Raw genomic sequence first — 16636 nt, 5'->3', positions numbered from 1 at the left:
GCTATCGTGGGGCGGGCCGCGACCCGCCGCGGGCGCACTCCCCGCGCGCCCCCTCCGCGCCGCCGCGCACAGCGCCCCGGCCTCGCGACCTTCCCCCGCCGTACCGCCGTCCCGCCGTGTCCGCCCCCGGAAGGTCCGCATGCCGCCTCGCCGCCTGTCCGCGCTGCTGGGAACCGCCGTACTGGCTCTGGTCCCCGCTGTGTCCGGGTGCAGCCCGGACTCCGCTTCCTCCGGCGCCCCGTCCGCCTCCCCCTCCTCGGCCGCGTCCGAATCCGACGCGGCGGCCGAGAAGGCCCGCGAGCTCCTTGCCGGGATGTCGGTGGAGGAGAAGATCGGCCAGCTGATGGTGCTGCTCGCCGAGGGCGCCACCGCCGAGGAGAGCACCGACCTGGTCTCGACCTACAACCCCGGCGGCCTGATCTACTTCCCCGAGAACCTGTCCGGGGCCCGCCAGATCGCCCGCATGTCCAACGGGCTGCAGCGGACCGCCGCCGAGAGCGGCGCCGGGGTCCCGCTGTTCCTCGGCATCGACCAGGAGCAGGGCATGGTGTCCCGGCTGCCGGTGGGCACGCGCTTCCCCGACGCGATGGCGGTGGGCGCCACCCGCGACACCGCCCACGCCGAGGCGCTGGCGGCGGCCACCGCCGAGGAGCTGACGGCGCTGGGCATCAACCTCGACTACGCGCCGGTGGCCGACACCAATACGAACCCGGACAACCCCGTCATCGGCATCCGCTCCTTCGGTTCCGACCCCGGCCTGGTCGCCGAGATGGCCACGGCCGAGGCCGCGGCTTTCAGCGAGGGCGGCGTGGTGCCGGTCGTCAAGCACTTCCCCGGCCACGGCGACACCGACGTCGACAGCCACACCGGGCTGCCCGTCATCGACAAGCCGCGCACGGAGTGGGAGAAGGAGGACCTTCCGCCGTTCCGCGCCGCGGTCGAGGCCGACGTCGACGCGATCATGACGGCCCACGTGCTGATGCCCGCGCTCGACGACTCCGGCGAGCCCTCGACGCTCTCGCCCGACGTCATCGGCGGCGTCCTGCGCGACGAGCTCGGCTACGACGGCATCGTCACCACCGACGCGCTGAACATGGAGGGCGTCCGCCAGACCCACTCCGACGGCGAGGTCGCGGTGCGCGCCGTCCTCGCCGGAGCCGACCAGCTGCTGATGCCGCCCGACCCGCAGGCGGCCTTCGAGGCGCTGCGGGGCGCTGTGCGCAAGGGGCGCATCAGTACCGAGCGCCTGGACCGGTCGGTCCTGCGCATCCTCACCGCCAAGGCCGAACGGGGCCTCTTCGGCGCCGAACCCGCCGACGCCGCCGACGCCCGGGCGGCGATCGGCACGAAGGAGCACCGCGCCGCCGCGCGCGCCCTCGCCGAGGACTCGGCGACCCTGCTGCGCAACGAGGACGGCGTCCTGCCGCTGGCGCAGGGGGCCACGGTGAGCGTCACCGGCTCGGGCGCCGAGGAGATCGGCGCGGGCCTGGAGGAGCTGGGCTACACGGTCACCGCCGATCCCGGCTCGGCCGACGCCGCGGTCGTCGGAACGCTCAGCGCGCGCGGCGACGCCGAGCAGCTGTCGCTCGTCTCGGCCGCCCGGGAGTCGGGCACCCCCGTGGTGGTCGTCGCGCAGGGCACCCCCTACGACATCGCCGACCTGGGCGCGGTCGACGGCTATCTGGCCACCTACTCGGCGGTGGACGCCTCCCGTACGGCGGCCGCCCGCGTCCTCGCCGGCGAGGTCTCGCCGTCGGGCAGGCTGCCGGTGGGCGTTCCGGGGACCGACCTGGGCTTCGGCGACGGGCTGTCCTACTGAACGGGCTGTCCCACTGAGACGTGCCGGGGGCGAACCCGCCCCCGGCGGCTCCGGCGCCGGGGCGGGCCTTACGCCCGCCGCCTGGTCTCCTGGCGGGCGAGGGAGCGCAGGTGCACCTCGTCGGGGCCGTCGAAGATCCGCATGGCCCGCGCGTGGGCGTACATCTCGGCGAGCGGGAAGTCGTCGCTGACCCCGGCGCCGCCGTGCACCTGGATCGCGCGGTCCAGGACCTCGACCGCCGCCCGCGGCGCCGCGACCTTGATCGCCGAGATCTCGGTGCGCGCCTCCTTCGTGCCGCGGTGGTCGATCAGCCAGGCCGTCTTGAGCACCAGCAGCCGCGCCTGCTCGATTGCCAGCCGCGACTCCGCGATCTGCTGCTGGACCACCCCCTGGGCGGCCAGCGGCTTGCCGAAGGCCTCCCGCTGCTCGGCGCGGCGCACCAGCAGCTCCAGCGCCCGCTCGGCCATGCCGATCGCCCGCATGCAGTGGTGGACGCGCCCCGGGCCCAGCCGGGCCTGGGCGATCGCGAAGCCCTCCCCCTCGCCCGCCACCAGGTTGCCGGCGGGCACCCGCACGTCGGTGAACCGCAGCTCGCAGTGGCCCTCCTGGTCCTGGTAGCCGAAGACGGGCAGCGCCCGCACGATCTCCAATCCGGGGGTCTCGCGGGGGACCAGGATCATCGACTGCTGCCGGTGCGCGGGGGCGTCGGGATCGGTCTTGCCCATGACGATGAAGACCTCGCAGCGCGGGTCCGCCGCACCGCTGATCCACCACTTGCGCCCGTTGATCACGTACCCCCCGCCCTCCCCGCCTTCGCGGACGATCGAGGTGGCGATGTTCGCGGCGTCGGAGGAGGCCACGTCGGGCTCGGTCATGGCGAACGCCGAGCGGATGCGCCCGTCCAGCAGCGGCTCCAGCCACCGCTCGCGCTGCTCGGCGGTGCCGAACATGTGCAGCACCTCCATGTTGCCCGTGTCCGGCGCGGAGCAGTTCAGCGCCTGGGGCGCCAGGACCGGCGAGCGGCCGGTCAGCTCGGCCAGCGGCGCGTAGTCGGTGACGCTCAGGCCGCCCACGTCCGGCAGGAACAGGTTCCACAGTCCGCGGCGGCGGGCCTCGGCCTTCAAGTCCTCCACGACCGGCGGCAGGTCGTGGCTGTCCCGCCCGGCCTCGGCGCGCTGGCGGCGGTAGACGGGTTCGGCCGGATAGACGTGCCCGTCCATGAACGACTGCAGCTCGGCGAGGCGGTCGCGGGCGGTGGCGCTGAGATCGAAGTCCATGACCGCAGTATGCCATCAAACCGACTGGTCGGTACCGGGTGGGCGGCGGTCCGTCAACACCCCTGCGCCCCCGGCCCGGTCCGCGGCGAGGGCCGGCGCGGGGATTGGCGGAGCCCCGGCCAGGGAAGAAACCGTCCCCCGGCGCGGTCGGCTACGGACCGCGCGGGACGAGGCGCCCGAGGCAGGGCGCACCACGAGGGACGGAGGGCGAGTATGACCACCGCGTGCCGTGCGATCATCACCGACTGGGGAGGGGTGCTCACCACCCCGTTGCGCGAGACCATCACCGCCTGGCTGGCCGACGACGGCATCGACGACGCCCGCTACCGCGACGTCATGCGCTCCTGGGTCCAGGGCGCGTACGCCGGAGGAGCCGTCGACGGCAACCCCATCCACGCCCTGGAGCGCGGCGAGCTCGCGACCGCCGAGTTCGAGCGCATCCTCGCCGCCGAGCTGCGGCTGGCCGACGGCGGCCCCGTGCCCGCCGCGGGCCTGATCAAGAGGATGTTCTCCGGTTTCCACCCCGTCGAGGAGATGTACGCGGCACTGCGCCAGGCCCGCGACCAGAGTGTGCGCACCTGCCTGCTGTCCAACTCCTGGGGCAACGGCTATCCCCGCGACCGCTTCGGCGACGCCTTCGACGCCGTCGTCATCTCCGGCGAGGTGGGCATGCGCAAGCCCGAGGAGGCCATCTTCCGGCACGCGGTCGAGCTGGTGGGACTGTCGCCGCAGGAGTGCGTGTTCATCGACGACATCGAGCACAACGTGCACGCGGCGGTCGATCTGGGCATGGTCGGCATCCTGCACAGCGACCCCGCTGAGACGCGGGAGCGGTTGGCCGAGACCTGCGGCATCGAGTTCGACGCCATGCCGTTCTGAGCAGCCGCACCGGGGGAGCCGGCGGCCCGGGCCGCCGGCTCCCCCGGCTTCGAGCGGCCTCCGCCGCCCGGTGGGGGCGCTGCGTGCCGCGCACGCGAAGGCCTCTGGCACACTTTCGGTGGCACTCCCGGCTGCCGCCGCACCCTGCACCGACCACGTGAAACGACCCGCGGGACGACGATGCGCATCTACCTGCCCAGCACCTTTCCCGGCCTGGCCGAGGCCCTCGACTCCGGCGGCCTCGGCGAACCGCCGCTGACCGCCTTCGCCGTCACCGAGCGCCTGGCGGGCCCGCATGGGGCGCAGGACGACGAGGAGCTGGAGTACGAGGCGCTGAGCGGCGCCGCCGAGGCGTCCCTGCGGCTGCTGGCGGCCGACCCCTCGGCGCCGCGCCGGCGCGCCGTCCTCGCCGTCGAGGCCCCCGACGCCGCAGTCGGGCCGCCCGGCGACCGCGCAGGGCACCCGGCCGCGGTCGCCGTCACCGGCACGCTTCCGCTCAAGCGCGTGGCCGCCGTGCACGTCGACGCCCCCGCCGCCGAGGACGCCGTCGCCGCGGCCGCGGACGGCGCCGCCCCCGGCGGCGAGGGCGGCCCTCTGGAGGAGCACGAGCTGCTCTGGTACGCCACGCAGGAGCTGCCCTACCTGCTCGGCCGCAGCTGAGCGGCATACAGCGCCGGACGATTAGCGCCCCCTCCCCAGCGGGTATGGACCGTCCCGCGGCGCCCGCCGCCGGGGCGCTCACCCCGCGCCCACCCGGCTCCGGGCTCCGCCGCCGTACCGCACCAGGGAGGCAGCGCGCGATGGATGCCGTGACCGACGTTCCCGTCCCCGTCAACGAGCCGAACCTGGCCTACGCCCCCGGGAGCGGCGAGCGGGTCGAGCTCGAAGCGGAGATCGCGCGCCAGTCGGCCGAGGAGACCGAGCTCCACCAGGTCATCGGCGGCGAGCGCGGCCTCGGCGCGGGCGAGCCGATCCCGGCGCTCAAGCCGCACGGCCACGCCCACGTCCTGGGGCGGATGGGCAACGCCACGCCCGGCGAGGTGCAGCGGGCGATCGACGCCGCCCGCGCCGCCGCGCCCGCCTGGCGGGCGATGTCCTTCGACGACCGCGCGGCCATCCTGCTGCGCGCCGCCGACCTGCTGGCGGGCCCCTACCGCGCCCAGGTCAACGCCGCCACCATGCTCGGCCAGTCCAAGTCCGTCTGGCAGGCCGAGATCGACGCCGCCTGCGAGCTGATCGACTTCTGGCGGTTCAACGTCCACTTCGCCCGGAGCCTCTACGCCGAGCAGCCCATCTCCGTGCGCGGCGTATGGAACCGCCAGGAGCTGCGGCCGCTGGAGGGGTTCGTCCTGGCGATCACGCCCTTCAACTTCACGGCCATCGCCGGCAACCTGCCCACCGCACCCGCGCTGATGGGCAACGTCGTGGTGTGGAAGCCGGCGCCGACCCAGACCTACTCCGCGCACTTCGTGATGCGCGTGCTGGAGGAGGCGGGGATGCCCCCCGGCGTGATCAACATGGTCACCGGCGACGGCCACGCGGTCTCCGAGACCGCGCTCACCCTGCCCGACCTGGCCGGAATCCACTTCACCGGCTCGGTCGCCACGTTCCAGCACCTGTGGCGGACCGCGGGCGAGCACATCGCCGAGTACCACTCCTACCCGCGCATCGTCGGCGAGACCGGCGGCAAGGACTTCGTCGTCGCCCACTCCTCGGCCGACCCCGACGTCCTGCGCACCGCGCTGATCCGCGGCGCCTTCGAGTACCAGGGCCAGAAGTGCTCGGCCGCCTCGCGCGCCTACATCCCGCGCAGCGTGTGGTCGCGGGTGCGCGGCAGCCTGCTCGACGAGGTCGGCCGGCTGACCGTGGGCGACGTCACCGGCGACGTGTCGACGTTCATGGGCGCCGTCATCGACGGCCGCTCCTTCGCCAAGAACTCCGCCGCGCTCAAGCGCGCACGCGACACGGACTCGATCACCGTCCTGGCGGGCGGCGGCACCGACGACAGCGTCGGCTACTTCGTCGAACCGACGGTGCTGGAGTGCGACGACCCCGAGGACGAGGTGTTCCGCACCGAGTACTTCGGACCGATCCTCGCGGTGCACGTCTACGACGACTCCCGCTACGAGCAGGTCCTCGCCCAGATGGCCGACGTCGCACCCTACGCCCTGACGGGCGCCGTCATCGCCCGCGACCGCGCCGCCGTCGCCAAGGCCGACGCCGCGCTGCGGTTCTCGGCCGGCAACTTCTACATCAACGACAAGCCCACCGGGTCGATCGTGGGCCAGCAGCCCTTCGGCGGCGCCCGCGCCAGCGGCACCAACGACAAGGCCGGCTCGCGCTTCAACCTGGCCCGCTGGGCCAGCCCGCGCGCCATCAAGGAGACGTTCGACCCGCCCACCGACTGGCGCTACCCGCACATGGGCTGAGCCGGCCGCCGGGGCCCGCCGGCGCAGACGCGCGGCGGGTCAGGCCCGGGCGAGCAGCCGGCGCACGCTGCGCAGATCCTCCTGGGCGCGCTCGGCGGCCGAGGCGGCCTCGCCGCGCAGGCCGCGGTACTCGGCCGCGCCCTCCTGCACCTTGTCGCGCAGCCGGCGGCGGGCGCTCTCCGTCGCGACGGCGGCATCGGCGGCGCCGCTGCGGCCCCGGTGGACGAACAGGCCGGCCGCGCCCAGCGCGGCCGCCGGCGCGACCCAGAGCCACGGCGCCGCACCGGAGACCGCGACGAGCACGGCCAGCACGACGGCGGCGCCGGCGGCGATTCCGGCGTAGACGTAGGGGCGCCGCTCGGGCGCGTACGACGCCTCCAGGGCGGCCTCGGCCTCCCGCAGCGAGGCGTCGTCGGCGCCTTCCGGGGTGACGCGCATCCGCCGCCCGTGGTAGGCGACCTCGGCGCTCGCGGGCAGCGGCTCGGCGGCCGTGCGGGCCAGGTCCTCGGCCGCCGACGCGACGACCGAGCCGTACACGCCGATCGCCAGCGCCCGCCGCGCGCGCGGGGCGAGCATGCTGGTCGCGTCGGCGCGCAGCAGTTCCAGGGTGTCCCCGGCCGGATCGGTCCATGCGGGGGCGGACTCGTCGGGCGACGCGGTCCCGCTGCTCTCGATGACCGCGCGCAGTTGGTTCGCCCGCGCCAGGTGCGGCGCCTCCTCCGAGGTCCCCTCGTCGACGAGCAGCCGCAGCGTCCGGGCCGACTCGTCGTCCAGCCGGGGCCGGTCCGTGCGCTCGCCGTCCTCGGCGCCCTCCCCGGCTGCGGCTCCGGCGTCCTGCCCCTGCTCCAGGGTCTCCTCCAGCCACGTGCGCAGCGCGGAGAGCCGCCCCGCCGCCTCCAGCTGCTCGCGGCCGGGTCGGCCCTCCAACGCCTTCGCGGGCGCGGACGGCCGCGGGGCGGACACCGCCGAGGTCCAGAACTCCGGGCCCGCCGCGGGGTCCTGCCCCTGCCCGGCACGGCGCGCCGCCTCCTGCGCCAGACCGGCCACCATCGCCCTGGCGTCGGCGCCCAGCACGCCGTCGGCCGCCGCCACCCACAGCGCCCTCTCGTAGCGCGAGACGCGCTCCGGCAGCTCCCGCAGGACCTTGGGCAGGATCCAGTCGGCCATCAGCGGCGCCTGGCCGGGGGCGGCCGCAGCGGTGCCCAGCAGCGCGAACGTGCCCGCGCGCAGCGCGTCGGCGCCCGCGGCCTCGGCCACCAGCGAGCGCGCCGCTCCCGCGTCGCCGCGCACGGCGGCGGCCAGGCCGCGCGAGGCCGGGCACAGCCAGTAGGCCGCCGCCTGCTGGACGGTTTCGTCGTCGCCGGCGGCGGCGCCCTCCAGCAGGCGGTGGGCGCGGTAGCGGACCGCGGCGGGGCCGGGGAAGGCCGCCAGCAGTGCGCGCACGTCGCTGAGCTCCACGAACGCGTCGAAGGAGGTCGAGAGCCGGTCGAGCCGCTGCTCCAGGCTGCCGCGGATGCGGCGCATCTCCGAGTTGAGCCGAGCCTGCGTCCGCGAGATCTGCGCGTCGAGCGCGTTGATGGCGTCGTTCTGCCTGCGGTTGTGCGCGTCCGTCAGGAAGGCGTTGTCGGGGGGCAGGTCGTACACCATGGGGGCGGCCTCCGCAGGCGGGTCGTCGGGGTCTGGGGTGGACTACTGTGATTGGGACGCGGTTCCGGGGCCGGGCGTTCCCGCCTCGCCGCGGCCCCGCGCGGCGGCAGCGGGCCCGCGGACGGCGGCGGACGGGCGGTTCCGGCGCGGGGAACAACTGTGATGAAATGCCCGCACGTCCATTTCCTCTGAGGAGACTGTCATCAGCCGGCTGGTGTTGTGGAATATCGACCTCACGCTCGTCGATGTCGCCCAGGTGACCCGTGCGGCCTACGCCGAGGCGTTCGAGCGGGTCACCGGTGCGCCGCTGGTATATCTGGCCTCCACGGGCGGCCGCACCGACTCCGAGATCTTCTTCGAGTTCCTGGCGCGCAACGACGTGCGCCTGGAACCGGGCGAGGAACCCCTGTCCGACTTCGTCGACGCCCTGGGCGAGGCGTTCGCGCGCCGCCGCGACCAGCTCACGGCGCGCGGGCGGGCCATGCCCGGCGCCCAGGAGGCGGTGGCGGCCGTCGCCCGCCTGGAGGACACGGTGCAGACCGTCGTCACCGGCGCGATCATGGCCAACGCCGTGGCGAAGCTCTCGGCTTTCGGACTCGACGGCTATCTGGACCTCAGTATCGGCGGTTTCGGCTCGGAGCACTATCCGAAGGCGAGCCTCATCCAGTTCACCCGCATGCGCGCGGCGCAGGCCCACGGATTCGACTTTCCGGAGTCGGCCACCGTCTACATCACCGACTGCCCGCGCGACGTCGAGGCCGCCATCATCGGCCACGCCACTCCGATCGCGGTGGTCAGCGGGTCGGCCACCGAGTCCCAGCTGCGCGCCGCCGGCGCCAAGCACGTGCTGGAGGACCTCACCGACACCCTGCGGCTGGTCGGCGCGGTGCGCGAGGCCACCGGCGCCGCCACGGCCTGACGAGCCGGGCGGTGCCGCCTACCCCTTCCGGCGGTGCCGGTCACGTGTCTGACCGGCAGCGGCCGCAGCCCTTGCCGCGCGGCGCCCCGCGCATACCTTGGACGGGGGTCCGCAGGAACGCATGCCGCCTACCGCCGACCGGGGACTGCGCGCCGCCACCGCCCGAACCGCCGGAGCCGTTCGACGACGCACGATTGCGCAATCCACTCCTAATCCCCGAAACGCACAGTTAACGGTGTTGATCACAAAACCGCGGTACCCGAACCAGTAACCTGGGCCGCGGCGGGGTCGGACAACGACGTCCGACCGCTGAACCGCACCTGTGCGCACAGGTTTCCCGCGCCGGCGATCCGGAGAGCGGGACACGACGGGGGCGCCCACCCGGCGTCCGACAACTCCACATGACCCGACGTCCCGGATCCGCCCGCAGATCCGGGGCCGGCCCCCTACGACTCACAAGGGAGTGAGGTCGCACGATGCCCGGCCAGCCAGACGCCGTCCAGGACCGATTGCTGCGCGAGGCCGTCGCGCACTGCTCCGGTCGGCCTCCGTTCACCGGCGATCCCGAGCAGACAGCGCGGTTGCTCGGGAACTACTACCGCCACGTGGCCACCGAGGAGCTGCAGGAGCGCGACCCCGCCGACATCTGCGGGCCCGCGGCATCGCACCTGGAGTTCGCCCGGCACCGCCCCCGGGGCCGGGCCAAGGTCCGCGTCTACACCCCCATGCGCGAGCGCGACGGCTGGGAGACCGGCCACTCGGTGGTCGAGATCGTCACCGACGACGCCCCCTTCCTCGTCGACTCCGTCACCATGGAGCTGGGCCGCCGGGGCATCGGCTACGACCTGCTCATCCACCCCCAGCTCAAGGTCGCCCGCGACGTCGCCGGCGAGCTCATCGAGGTCGAACCCGCGCCGGACGCCGACGCCGGCGGCCTGGTGCCGTTCCAGGAGTCCTGGATGCACCTGGAGATCGACCGCCGCGGCGACCCCGCCGCCCACAAGGAGCTGGCCGCCGACCTCGAACGCGTGCTCGCCGACGTGCACAGCGTCCACGAGGACTCCGGCCGGATGCGCCGCCGCGCGCTGCTGCTGGCCGACGAGGTTGCCGCCTCCGCCGAGCGCCTGGCCGCGGGCGGCGTCGACACCCGCGAGATGTCGGAGAGCGTGGAGTTTCTGCGCTGGGTGGCCGACCGCCACTTCCACTTCATGGGCTTCCGCGAGTACCTGCTGGTCAGCGAGTCGACCAGCGCCGACACCCCCGCCGCGGCCGACGAGGACTCCGAACGGCTCGGCCTGAGCCCGCGCCCGGGCACCGGACTCGGCCTGCTGCGCTGCGACGCCCCGGCCTCCGAGAGCTTCGCGGCCCTGCCGCCCGAAGGCCGCGCCAAGGCCCGCGAACCCCACGTGCTGGTGCTGACCAAGGCCAACTCCCGCGCGACCGTGCACCGCCGCAAGTACCTCGACTACGTCGGCGTCAAGCGCTTCGACGAGCAGGGCCGCGTGGTCGGCGAGCACCGCTTCCTGGGCCTCTACACCCACGAGGCGGTCACCACCGGCATCTCCCAGATCCCCATCCTCAAGCGCAAGCAGGCCGAGATCCTCGACCTTGCCGGCTTCGACCCCGAGAGCTACGACGGCAAGGACCTCGTCGAGATCCTGGAGGGCTTCCCGCGCGAGGAGCTGCTCCAGGCCCCGGTCGACCAGCTCTACGACATCGTCCTGGGCGTGCTGCGGCTGCGCGAGCGCCGCGGCACCAAGCTCTTCCTGCGCCGCGACCCCTACGGCAGGTTCATGTCCTGCCTGGTCTACATGCCGCGCGACCGCTACAACACCGACGTCCGGCTGCAGATCCAGCAGGTCATGAGCCGCGCCTTCGAGGGCGCCACCATGGACCACAACGTCACCGTGGGGTCCGCGCCCTTCGCCCAGCTCTACCTGGTGGTGCGCGCCGAGCGCGGCGGCCTCCTCGCCGACGTCGACCACGCGGCGCTGGAGGCCGAGGTCGTGGCCGCCACCCGGTCCTGGGACGACGACCTCGACCGTGAGCTGGTCGCCCGCCTGGGCGTCGAGCGCGCGGGCCGGCTCATGCACGACTACGGCTCGGCGCTGCCCGAGGGCTACAAGGTCGACACCGACGCGGCCGTCGCCGTCGACGACGTCGACCGCCTCGACCGGCTCGACCGGGACGAGCTCGCCGTCAACCTCTACCGCCCCGAGGCCGCGGAGCCGGGCGAGTGGCGGCTCAAGGTCTACCGCAAGGGCGACCCGATCTCGCTGTCCCGCGTGCTGCCGCTGCTGGAGGACATGGGCGTCGAGGTGCGCGACGAGCGCCCCTACGGCATCACCGGTCCCGAGAGCGGCCGCGCCTGGATCTACGATTTCGGGCTGGCCCCGATCACCGACGCCGTCGAGATCCCCGCCGAGCGCCTGAAGGCGCTGTTCGAGGAGGCCTTCACCGCACTGTGGCAGGGCCGGGGCGAGTCCGACCGGTTCAACGCGCTTGTGGTGCGCGGCGGCCTCGACTGGCGGCAGCTGACCATCCTGCGCGCCTACGCCAAGTACCTGCGCCAGACCGGGAGCACCTTCAGCCCCGCCTACATCGCCGATGTGCTCGTCGCCAACGTGCACATCGCCAACCTGCTGGTGCGCCTGTTCGAGTCCCGCTTCGACCCCGACCTCGGCACCGGCCGCCGGGAGCGCAGCGAGGCCATCACCGAGGAGGTCCGCGGCGAGCTGGACCAGGTGGCCAGCCTCGACCAGGACCGCATCCTGCGCTCGTTCCTCGCCGCGATCGAGGCCACTCTGCGCACCACCTACTACCAGGGCGGCGCCGGGGCCTCCAAGCCCTACCTGGTCTACAAGCTCGACCCCCGGCGCATCCCCGACCTCCCCGCGCCCCGCCCGCGCTACGAGATGTACGTCTACTCGCCGCGCATCGAGGGCGTCCACCTGCGCTTCGGCGCGGTCGCCCGCGGCGGGCTGCGCTGGTCCGACCGCTTCGAGGACTTCCGCACCGAGGTCCTCGGCCTGGTCAAGGCGCAGACCGTGAAGAACTCCGTCATCGTGCCCAGCGGCGCCAAGGGCGGGTTCGTGTGCAAGCGGCTGCCCGTCGGCGGCGACCGCGACGCGGTCCAGAGCGAAGTGGTCGCCTGCTACAAGCAGTTCGTCAGCGGCATGCTCGACGTCACCGACAACCGCGTCGGCGGCCGCATCGTCCACCCCGACCGCATGGTGCGCTACGACGGCGACGACCCCTACCTGGTGGTCGCCGCCGACAAGGGCACCGCCACCTTCTCCGACATCGCCAACGGCATCGCGATCGAGCGCGGCTTCTGGTTGGGCGACGCCTTCGCCTCCGGCGGGTCGGTGGGCTACGACCACAAGGCGATGGGCATCACCGCGCGCGGCGCCTGGGAGTCGGTCAAGTACCACTTCCGCGAGCTCGGCACCGACGTGCAGAACGAGGACTTCACCGCCGTCGGGGTCGGCGACATGTCCGGCGACGTGTTCGGCAACGGCATGCTGCTCTCCCGGCACATCCGGCTGGTGGCCGCGTTCGACCACCGGCACGTCTTCCTCGACCCCGACCCCGACCCGGAGCGGTCCTTCGCCGAGCGCCGGCGCATGTTCGAACTGCCGCGCAGCACCTGGGCCGACTACGACACCCGGCTGATCTCCCCGGGCGGCGGGGTGCATCCCCGCACCGCCAAGTCGATCCCGGTCACCCCCCAGGTCCGCCAGGCCCTGGGCATCGAGCACGGCGTCACCGCGCTGGCGCCCTTCGAGCTCATCCAGCGCATCCTCACCGCGCCGGTGGACCTGCTGTGGAACGGCGGGATCGGCACCTACGTCAAGGCCGCGTCGGAGTCCGACGCGGCGGTCGGCGACAAGGCCAACGACCCGGTTCGGGTCAACGGCGCCGATCTGCGCTGCCGGGTCGTGGGCGAGGGCGGCAACCTCGGCCTGACCCAGGCCGCGCGCATCGAGTTCGCGCGCAACGGCGGCCGCGTCAACTCCGACTTCATCGACAACTCCGCCGGCGTCGACACCTCCGACCATGAGGTGAACATCAAGATCATGCTCGACCGCGAGGTCGACGAGGGCAAGCTCGCGAAGTCCGAGCGCGACGAGCTCTTCCTGAGCATGACCGACGAGGTCGCCGAGCTCGTGCTGGGCAACAACCAGGCGCAGAACGCGGTGCTGGCGGCCGCGCGCAAGCAGGCGGGCGCCATGATGCACGTCCACGCCCGCTACATGCGCCGCCTGGAGCGCGAGGGCAAGCTCAAGCGCAAGCTGGAGGAGCTGCCCGACGACAAGGAGATCGCCCAGCGGCGCAGCGCGGGCCACGGCCTGACCGGCCCGGAGTTCGCCACGCTGCTGGCCTACACCAAGAACACGCTCAAGGACGAGGTCGCCGACTCCGAGCTGCCCGGCGACCCCTACCTGCGCCGGACGCTGGTGGAGTACTTCCCCACGGCGCTGCGGCGGCGCTTCTCCGACGCCCTCGCCGAGCACCCGCTGGGCCGCGAGATCGTCGCCAACCAGGTCGTCAACGACATGGTCAACCGGGGCGGCACCACCTTCGCCTTCCGCATCGGCGAGGAGCTCGGCGCCGCCCCCGACGACATCGCGCGCGCCTACCTGGTGGTGCGCGAGGTCTTCGGCCTGCGGGAGCTGTGGGACGAGATCGAGCACCTGGAGCACTGGGTCGACGTCGACGTCCAGCTGGCGCTGCTGCTGGAGGCGCGCAAGCTCGCCGAGCGCGGCACCCGCTGGCTGCTGCGCAACCGCAAGTCGCCGTTCGACCTCGGGTCGGAGATCGCGTTCTTCTCCTCGGGCGTGGCCGAGATCGTGCCGCAGCTGCCGGAGCTGCTGCAGGGCCGGGATTTGCGCCTGTTCACCGAGCGGCGCGACCGCTTCACCAAGGCCAACACCCCCCAGGAGCTGGCCGAGCGGGTGGCGAGCATGGTCCCGGCCTACTCGACCTTCGACCTGGTCTCCATCGCCCACCGCACCCAGCGGCCGCTGCCCGAGGTCGCCGAGGTCTACTTCGACCTCGCCGAGAGCCTGCAGATCGGGTCGCTGCGCGAGCGCATCATCGCGCTGCCGCGCAACGACCGGTGGGCGACCATGGCGCGGGCGGGCCTGCGCGACGACCTCTACGCCGCCCACGCCGGGCTGACCCGCGCGGTGCTGCAGAGCGGCGGGCCGGGGGAGTCGTCCGACCAGCTGCGCGAGAGCTGGATCGAGCGCAACCGCGTCGCCGTGGACCGCGCCGAGCAGACCCTGCGCGAGATCCGCGAGACCGACCAGTACGACCTCGCCACCCTCTCGGTCGCGCTGCGCTCGGTGCGCTCGCTGCTGGTGTCCGCCGAGGAGTGATCGGCCGCGGCCCGGGCCGGTGGGGGTTCCGGCCCGGGCCGGGCGGTGCCGCGTCGGCGCCTGCGGGCGCACCGTGGCAGGCAGCGGGACTGCGACGCCCTAGACTTGGGCGTGTGGCAGACCTAGACCCCGCAGACAAAATCAAGGAACTCACCTCCACGCTGGCGAATGTGGAGGCCGTCCTCGACCTCGACGCCAAGGGGCGCGAGATCGACGAGCTGCGCGAGCAGTCTGCCGACCCGGAGCTGTGGAACGATCCCGACCGCGCCCAGCAGGTCACCCGCAGGCTGGCCAACCTGGAGTCCACGGTCAGCAAGGTCGGCACGATCCGGCGCCGGCTGGACGACCTGAGCGTGCTCTACGAGCTCGCCTCCTCCGAGGACGACCCCGACACCCGCACCGAGGCCGACAACGAGCTGGAGTCGCTGCGCTCGGACATCGGCGAGCTGGAGGTCCGCACCCTGCTCAGCGGCCCCTACGACGAGCGTGAGGCGCTGGTGAGCATCAACTCCCAGGCCGGGGGCATCGACGCAGCCGACTGGGCGCAGATGCTGCAGCGCATGTACCTGCGATGGGCGGAGCGGCACGGCTATCCCACGGAGATCTACGAGACCTCCTACGCCGAGGAAGCCGGCATCAAGTCCACGACCTTCGCGGTCAAGGCGCCGTTCGCTTACGGCACGCTGCGCGGCGAGCACGGCACCCACCGGCTGGTGCGCATCTCGCCGTTCGACAACCAGAACCGGCGCCAGACCTCCTTCGCGGGCGTGGACGTGGTGCCCGTGGTCCAGCAGAGCGACCACATCGAGATCGACGAGAACGAGCTGCGCATCGACGTCTACCGCTCCAGCGGTCCGGGCGGGCAGAGCGTCAACACCACCGACTCCGCGGTGCGCATCACCCATCTGCCCACGGGCGTCGTCGTGACCTGCCAGAACGAGAAGAGCCAGATCCAGAACCGGGCGACCGCGATGGGTATGCTGCAGGCCAAGCTGCTGGAGCTCAAGCGCCGCGAGGAGAAGGCCGAGATCGACGAGCTGCGCGGCGAGAACGTCAGCAGCTGGGGTACGCAGATGCGCAACTACGTGCTGCACCCCTACCAGAGTGTGAAGGACGTGCGCACGGGAGTGGAGAGCGGCAACACCGGCGGTGTGCTCGACGGCGAGATCGACAACTTCGTCGACGCCGAGATCCGCTGGCTGCGCAGCCAGGAGAGCGGCGAGGGCTGACCGCCGGCGGCGGTGCCCGCACCGCGGGCGCCGCCGCGCGGGCGTGTCCGCGACGCCCGGTATATGCGAACGTTACCGCGGCTTGACACTACCGATATGCTCTGTTCTGCTGTTCTGTGAACAGCCGGGGCCGATCAGCCGTGTATGGTCGAGGCCGCCCGAGCATCCGCCCGCCTCTTCAGAGCCTTCGCGGGGGTTGCGGGCCGATTTGGACATTCCGGGTTGCGATCACCTCTACACTGACGATTGGCCCTGTGGCCGGTACTGCCTCCTGCGGAACCTGTCATCCGCTGAGGTGCCCCTACCCTTGAGAACCTTGTGATGCTGCCGTGATCCATTTTGAGAACGTCACCAAGGCCTACACGACCCAGAAGCACCCCGCGTTGGAGAGCGTGTCCATCGACGTCGACAAGGGGGAGTTCGTCTTCCTCGTCGGCCCCTCCGGCTCGGGGAAGTCGACCTTCCTCAGGCTCGTCCTGAAGGAGGAGAAGCCCAACAAGGGCCGGGTGCACGTTGCCGGCAAGGACCTGGCGCGGCTGTCCAACTGGAAGGTTCCGCACCTGCGGCGCCGGATCGGATGCGTGTTCCAGGACTTCCGGCTGCTGCCGAACAAGAACGTCTTCGAGAACGTGGCCTTCGCCCTCGAGGTGATCGGCAAGCCGCGGAGGTTCATCCGCAAGGTCGTGCCCGAGGTCGTCGAACTCGTCGGCCTCGAAGGCAAGGCCGACCGCATGCCCGACGAGCTGTCGGGTGGCGAGCAGCAGCGGGTCGCCATCGCGCGGGCGTTCGTCAACCGCCCGCAGATCCTGCTTGCTGACGAGCCCACGGGGAACATCGACCCCGCTACGTCGATCGGCATCATGAAGGTGCTCGACCGAATCAACCGGACCGGGACGACCGTTGTCATGGCGACCCACGACGCGGCCATCGTCGACTCGATGCGCAAGCGCGTCATCGAGCTCGAGGACGGCGTGGTCGTGCGCGACCAGACCCGCGGCGTCTACGGGCAGGCGTACTGACGCACGGGCCTGCCAGCGCTCCCGCGTTGGTCAG

10 protein-coding genes are annotated in these 16636 nt (G+C 72.9%); 8 read left to right on the top strand and 2 right to left on the bottom strand.

What is annotated here, in order from left to right; all coding sequences use genetic code 11:
* Positions 1 to 139 precede the first annotated feature (139 nt).
* Positions 140 to 1819: a glycoside hydrolase family 3 protein gene (locus ABD284_RS06730; RefSeq protein ID WP_344141630.1), complete on the top strand. Its 1680-nt coding sequence runs from the start codon at positions 140 to 142 to the stop codon at positions 1817 to 1819.
* Positions 1820 to 1887: 68 nt separating this feature from the next.
* Here ABD284_RS06730 and ABD284_RS06725 read toward each other — a convergent pair whose 3' ends face one another.
* The gene (locus tag ABD284_RS06725) at positions 1888 to 3096 is read right to left on the bottom strand and encodes an acyl-CoA dehydrogenase family protein (RefSeq protein WP_344141629.1); all 1209 of its coding nucleotides are present in this window, start codon (positions 3094 to 3096) and stop codon (positions 1888 to 1890) included.
* Between the two features lie 213 nt (positions 3097 to 3309).
* Between ABD284_RS06725 and ABD284_RS06720 the strand changes: the two genes are divergently transcribed.
* The 3 genes from ABD284_RS06720 to pruA all read left to right on the top strand — a co-directional run bounded on the left by ABD284_RS06720 (position 3310) and on the right by pruA (position 6404).
* Positions 3310 to 3975: an HAD family hydrolase gene (locus tag ABD284_RS06720; protein ID WP_344141628.1), complete on the top strand. Its 666-nt coding sequence runs from the start codon at positions 3310 to 3312 to the stop codon at positions 3973 to 3975.
* 180 nt (positions 3976 to 4155) lie between these two features.
* Positions 4156 to 4635, top strand: coding sequence for a DUF6912 family protein (locus ABD284_RS06715; protein ID WP_344141627.1), 480 nt, complete (start codon positions 4156 to 4158; stop codon positions 4633 to 4635).
* 140 nt (positions 4636 to 4775) lie between these two features.
* Entirely contained in the window at positions 4776 to 6404 is a 1629-nt protein-coding gene (gene pruA / locus ABD284_RS06710; protein WP_344141626.1) for an L-glutamate gamma-semialdehyde dehydrogenase, read from the top strand.
* Positions 6405 to 6443: 39 nt separating this feature from the next.
* Here pruA and ABD284_RS06705 read toward each other — a convergent pair whose 3' ends face one another.
* Positions 6444 to 8051 carry a hypothetical protein gene (locus tag ABD284_RS06705; protein WP_344141624.1) on the bottom strand — a complete coding sequence of 536 codons (1608 nt, stop codon included), beginning with the start codon at positions 8049 to 8051 and terminating at the stop codon, positions 6444 to 6446.
* A 217-nt stretch (positions 8052 to 8268) separates the two neighbouring features.
* Between ABD284_RS06705 and ABD284_RS06700 the strand changes: the two genes are divergently transcribed.
* From ABD284_RS06700 to ftsE, 4 genes are all read left to right on the top strand, one after another.
* Positions 8269 to 8970, top strand: a complete 702-nt coding sequence (locus tag ABD284_RS06700; RefSeq protein ID WP_344141623.1) for an HAD family hydrolase — start codon at positions 8269 to 8271, stop codon at positions 8968 to 8970.
* 476 nt (positions 8971 to 9446) lie between these two features.
* Positions 9447 to 14354 (top strand): NAD-glutamate dehydrogenase, encoded by a 4908-nt coding sequence (locus ABD284_RS06695; protein WP_344141622.1) that lies wholly within the window; start codon positions 9447 to 9449, stop codon positions 14352 to 14354.
* A 113-nt stretch (positions 14355 to 14467) separates the two neighbouring features.
* Positions 14468 to 15583, top strand: coding sequence for a peptide chain release factor 2 (prfB, locus tag ABD284_RS06690; RefSeq protein WP_344141621.1), 1116 nt, complete (start codon positions 14468 to 14470; stop codon positions 15581 to 15583).
* 329 nt (positions 15584 to 15912) lie between these two features.
* Entirely contained in the window at positions 15913 to 16602 is a 690-nt protein-coding gene (gene ftsE / locus ABD284_RS06685) for a cell division ATP-binding protein FtsE (RefSeq protein WP_311544078.1), read from the top strand.
* Positions 16603 to 16636: the final 34 nt, after the last annotated feature.

The sequence above is a fragment of the Streptomonospora arabica genome (assembly GCF_039531585.1).
GTDB lineage: Bacteria > Actinomycetota > Actinomycetes > Streptosporangiales > Streptosporangiaceae > Streptomonospora > Streptomonospora halophila.
Note: the sequence above shows the minus strand (reverse complement) of the source record. Positions and strands in the feature narration are given on the sequence as shown.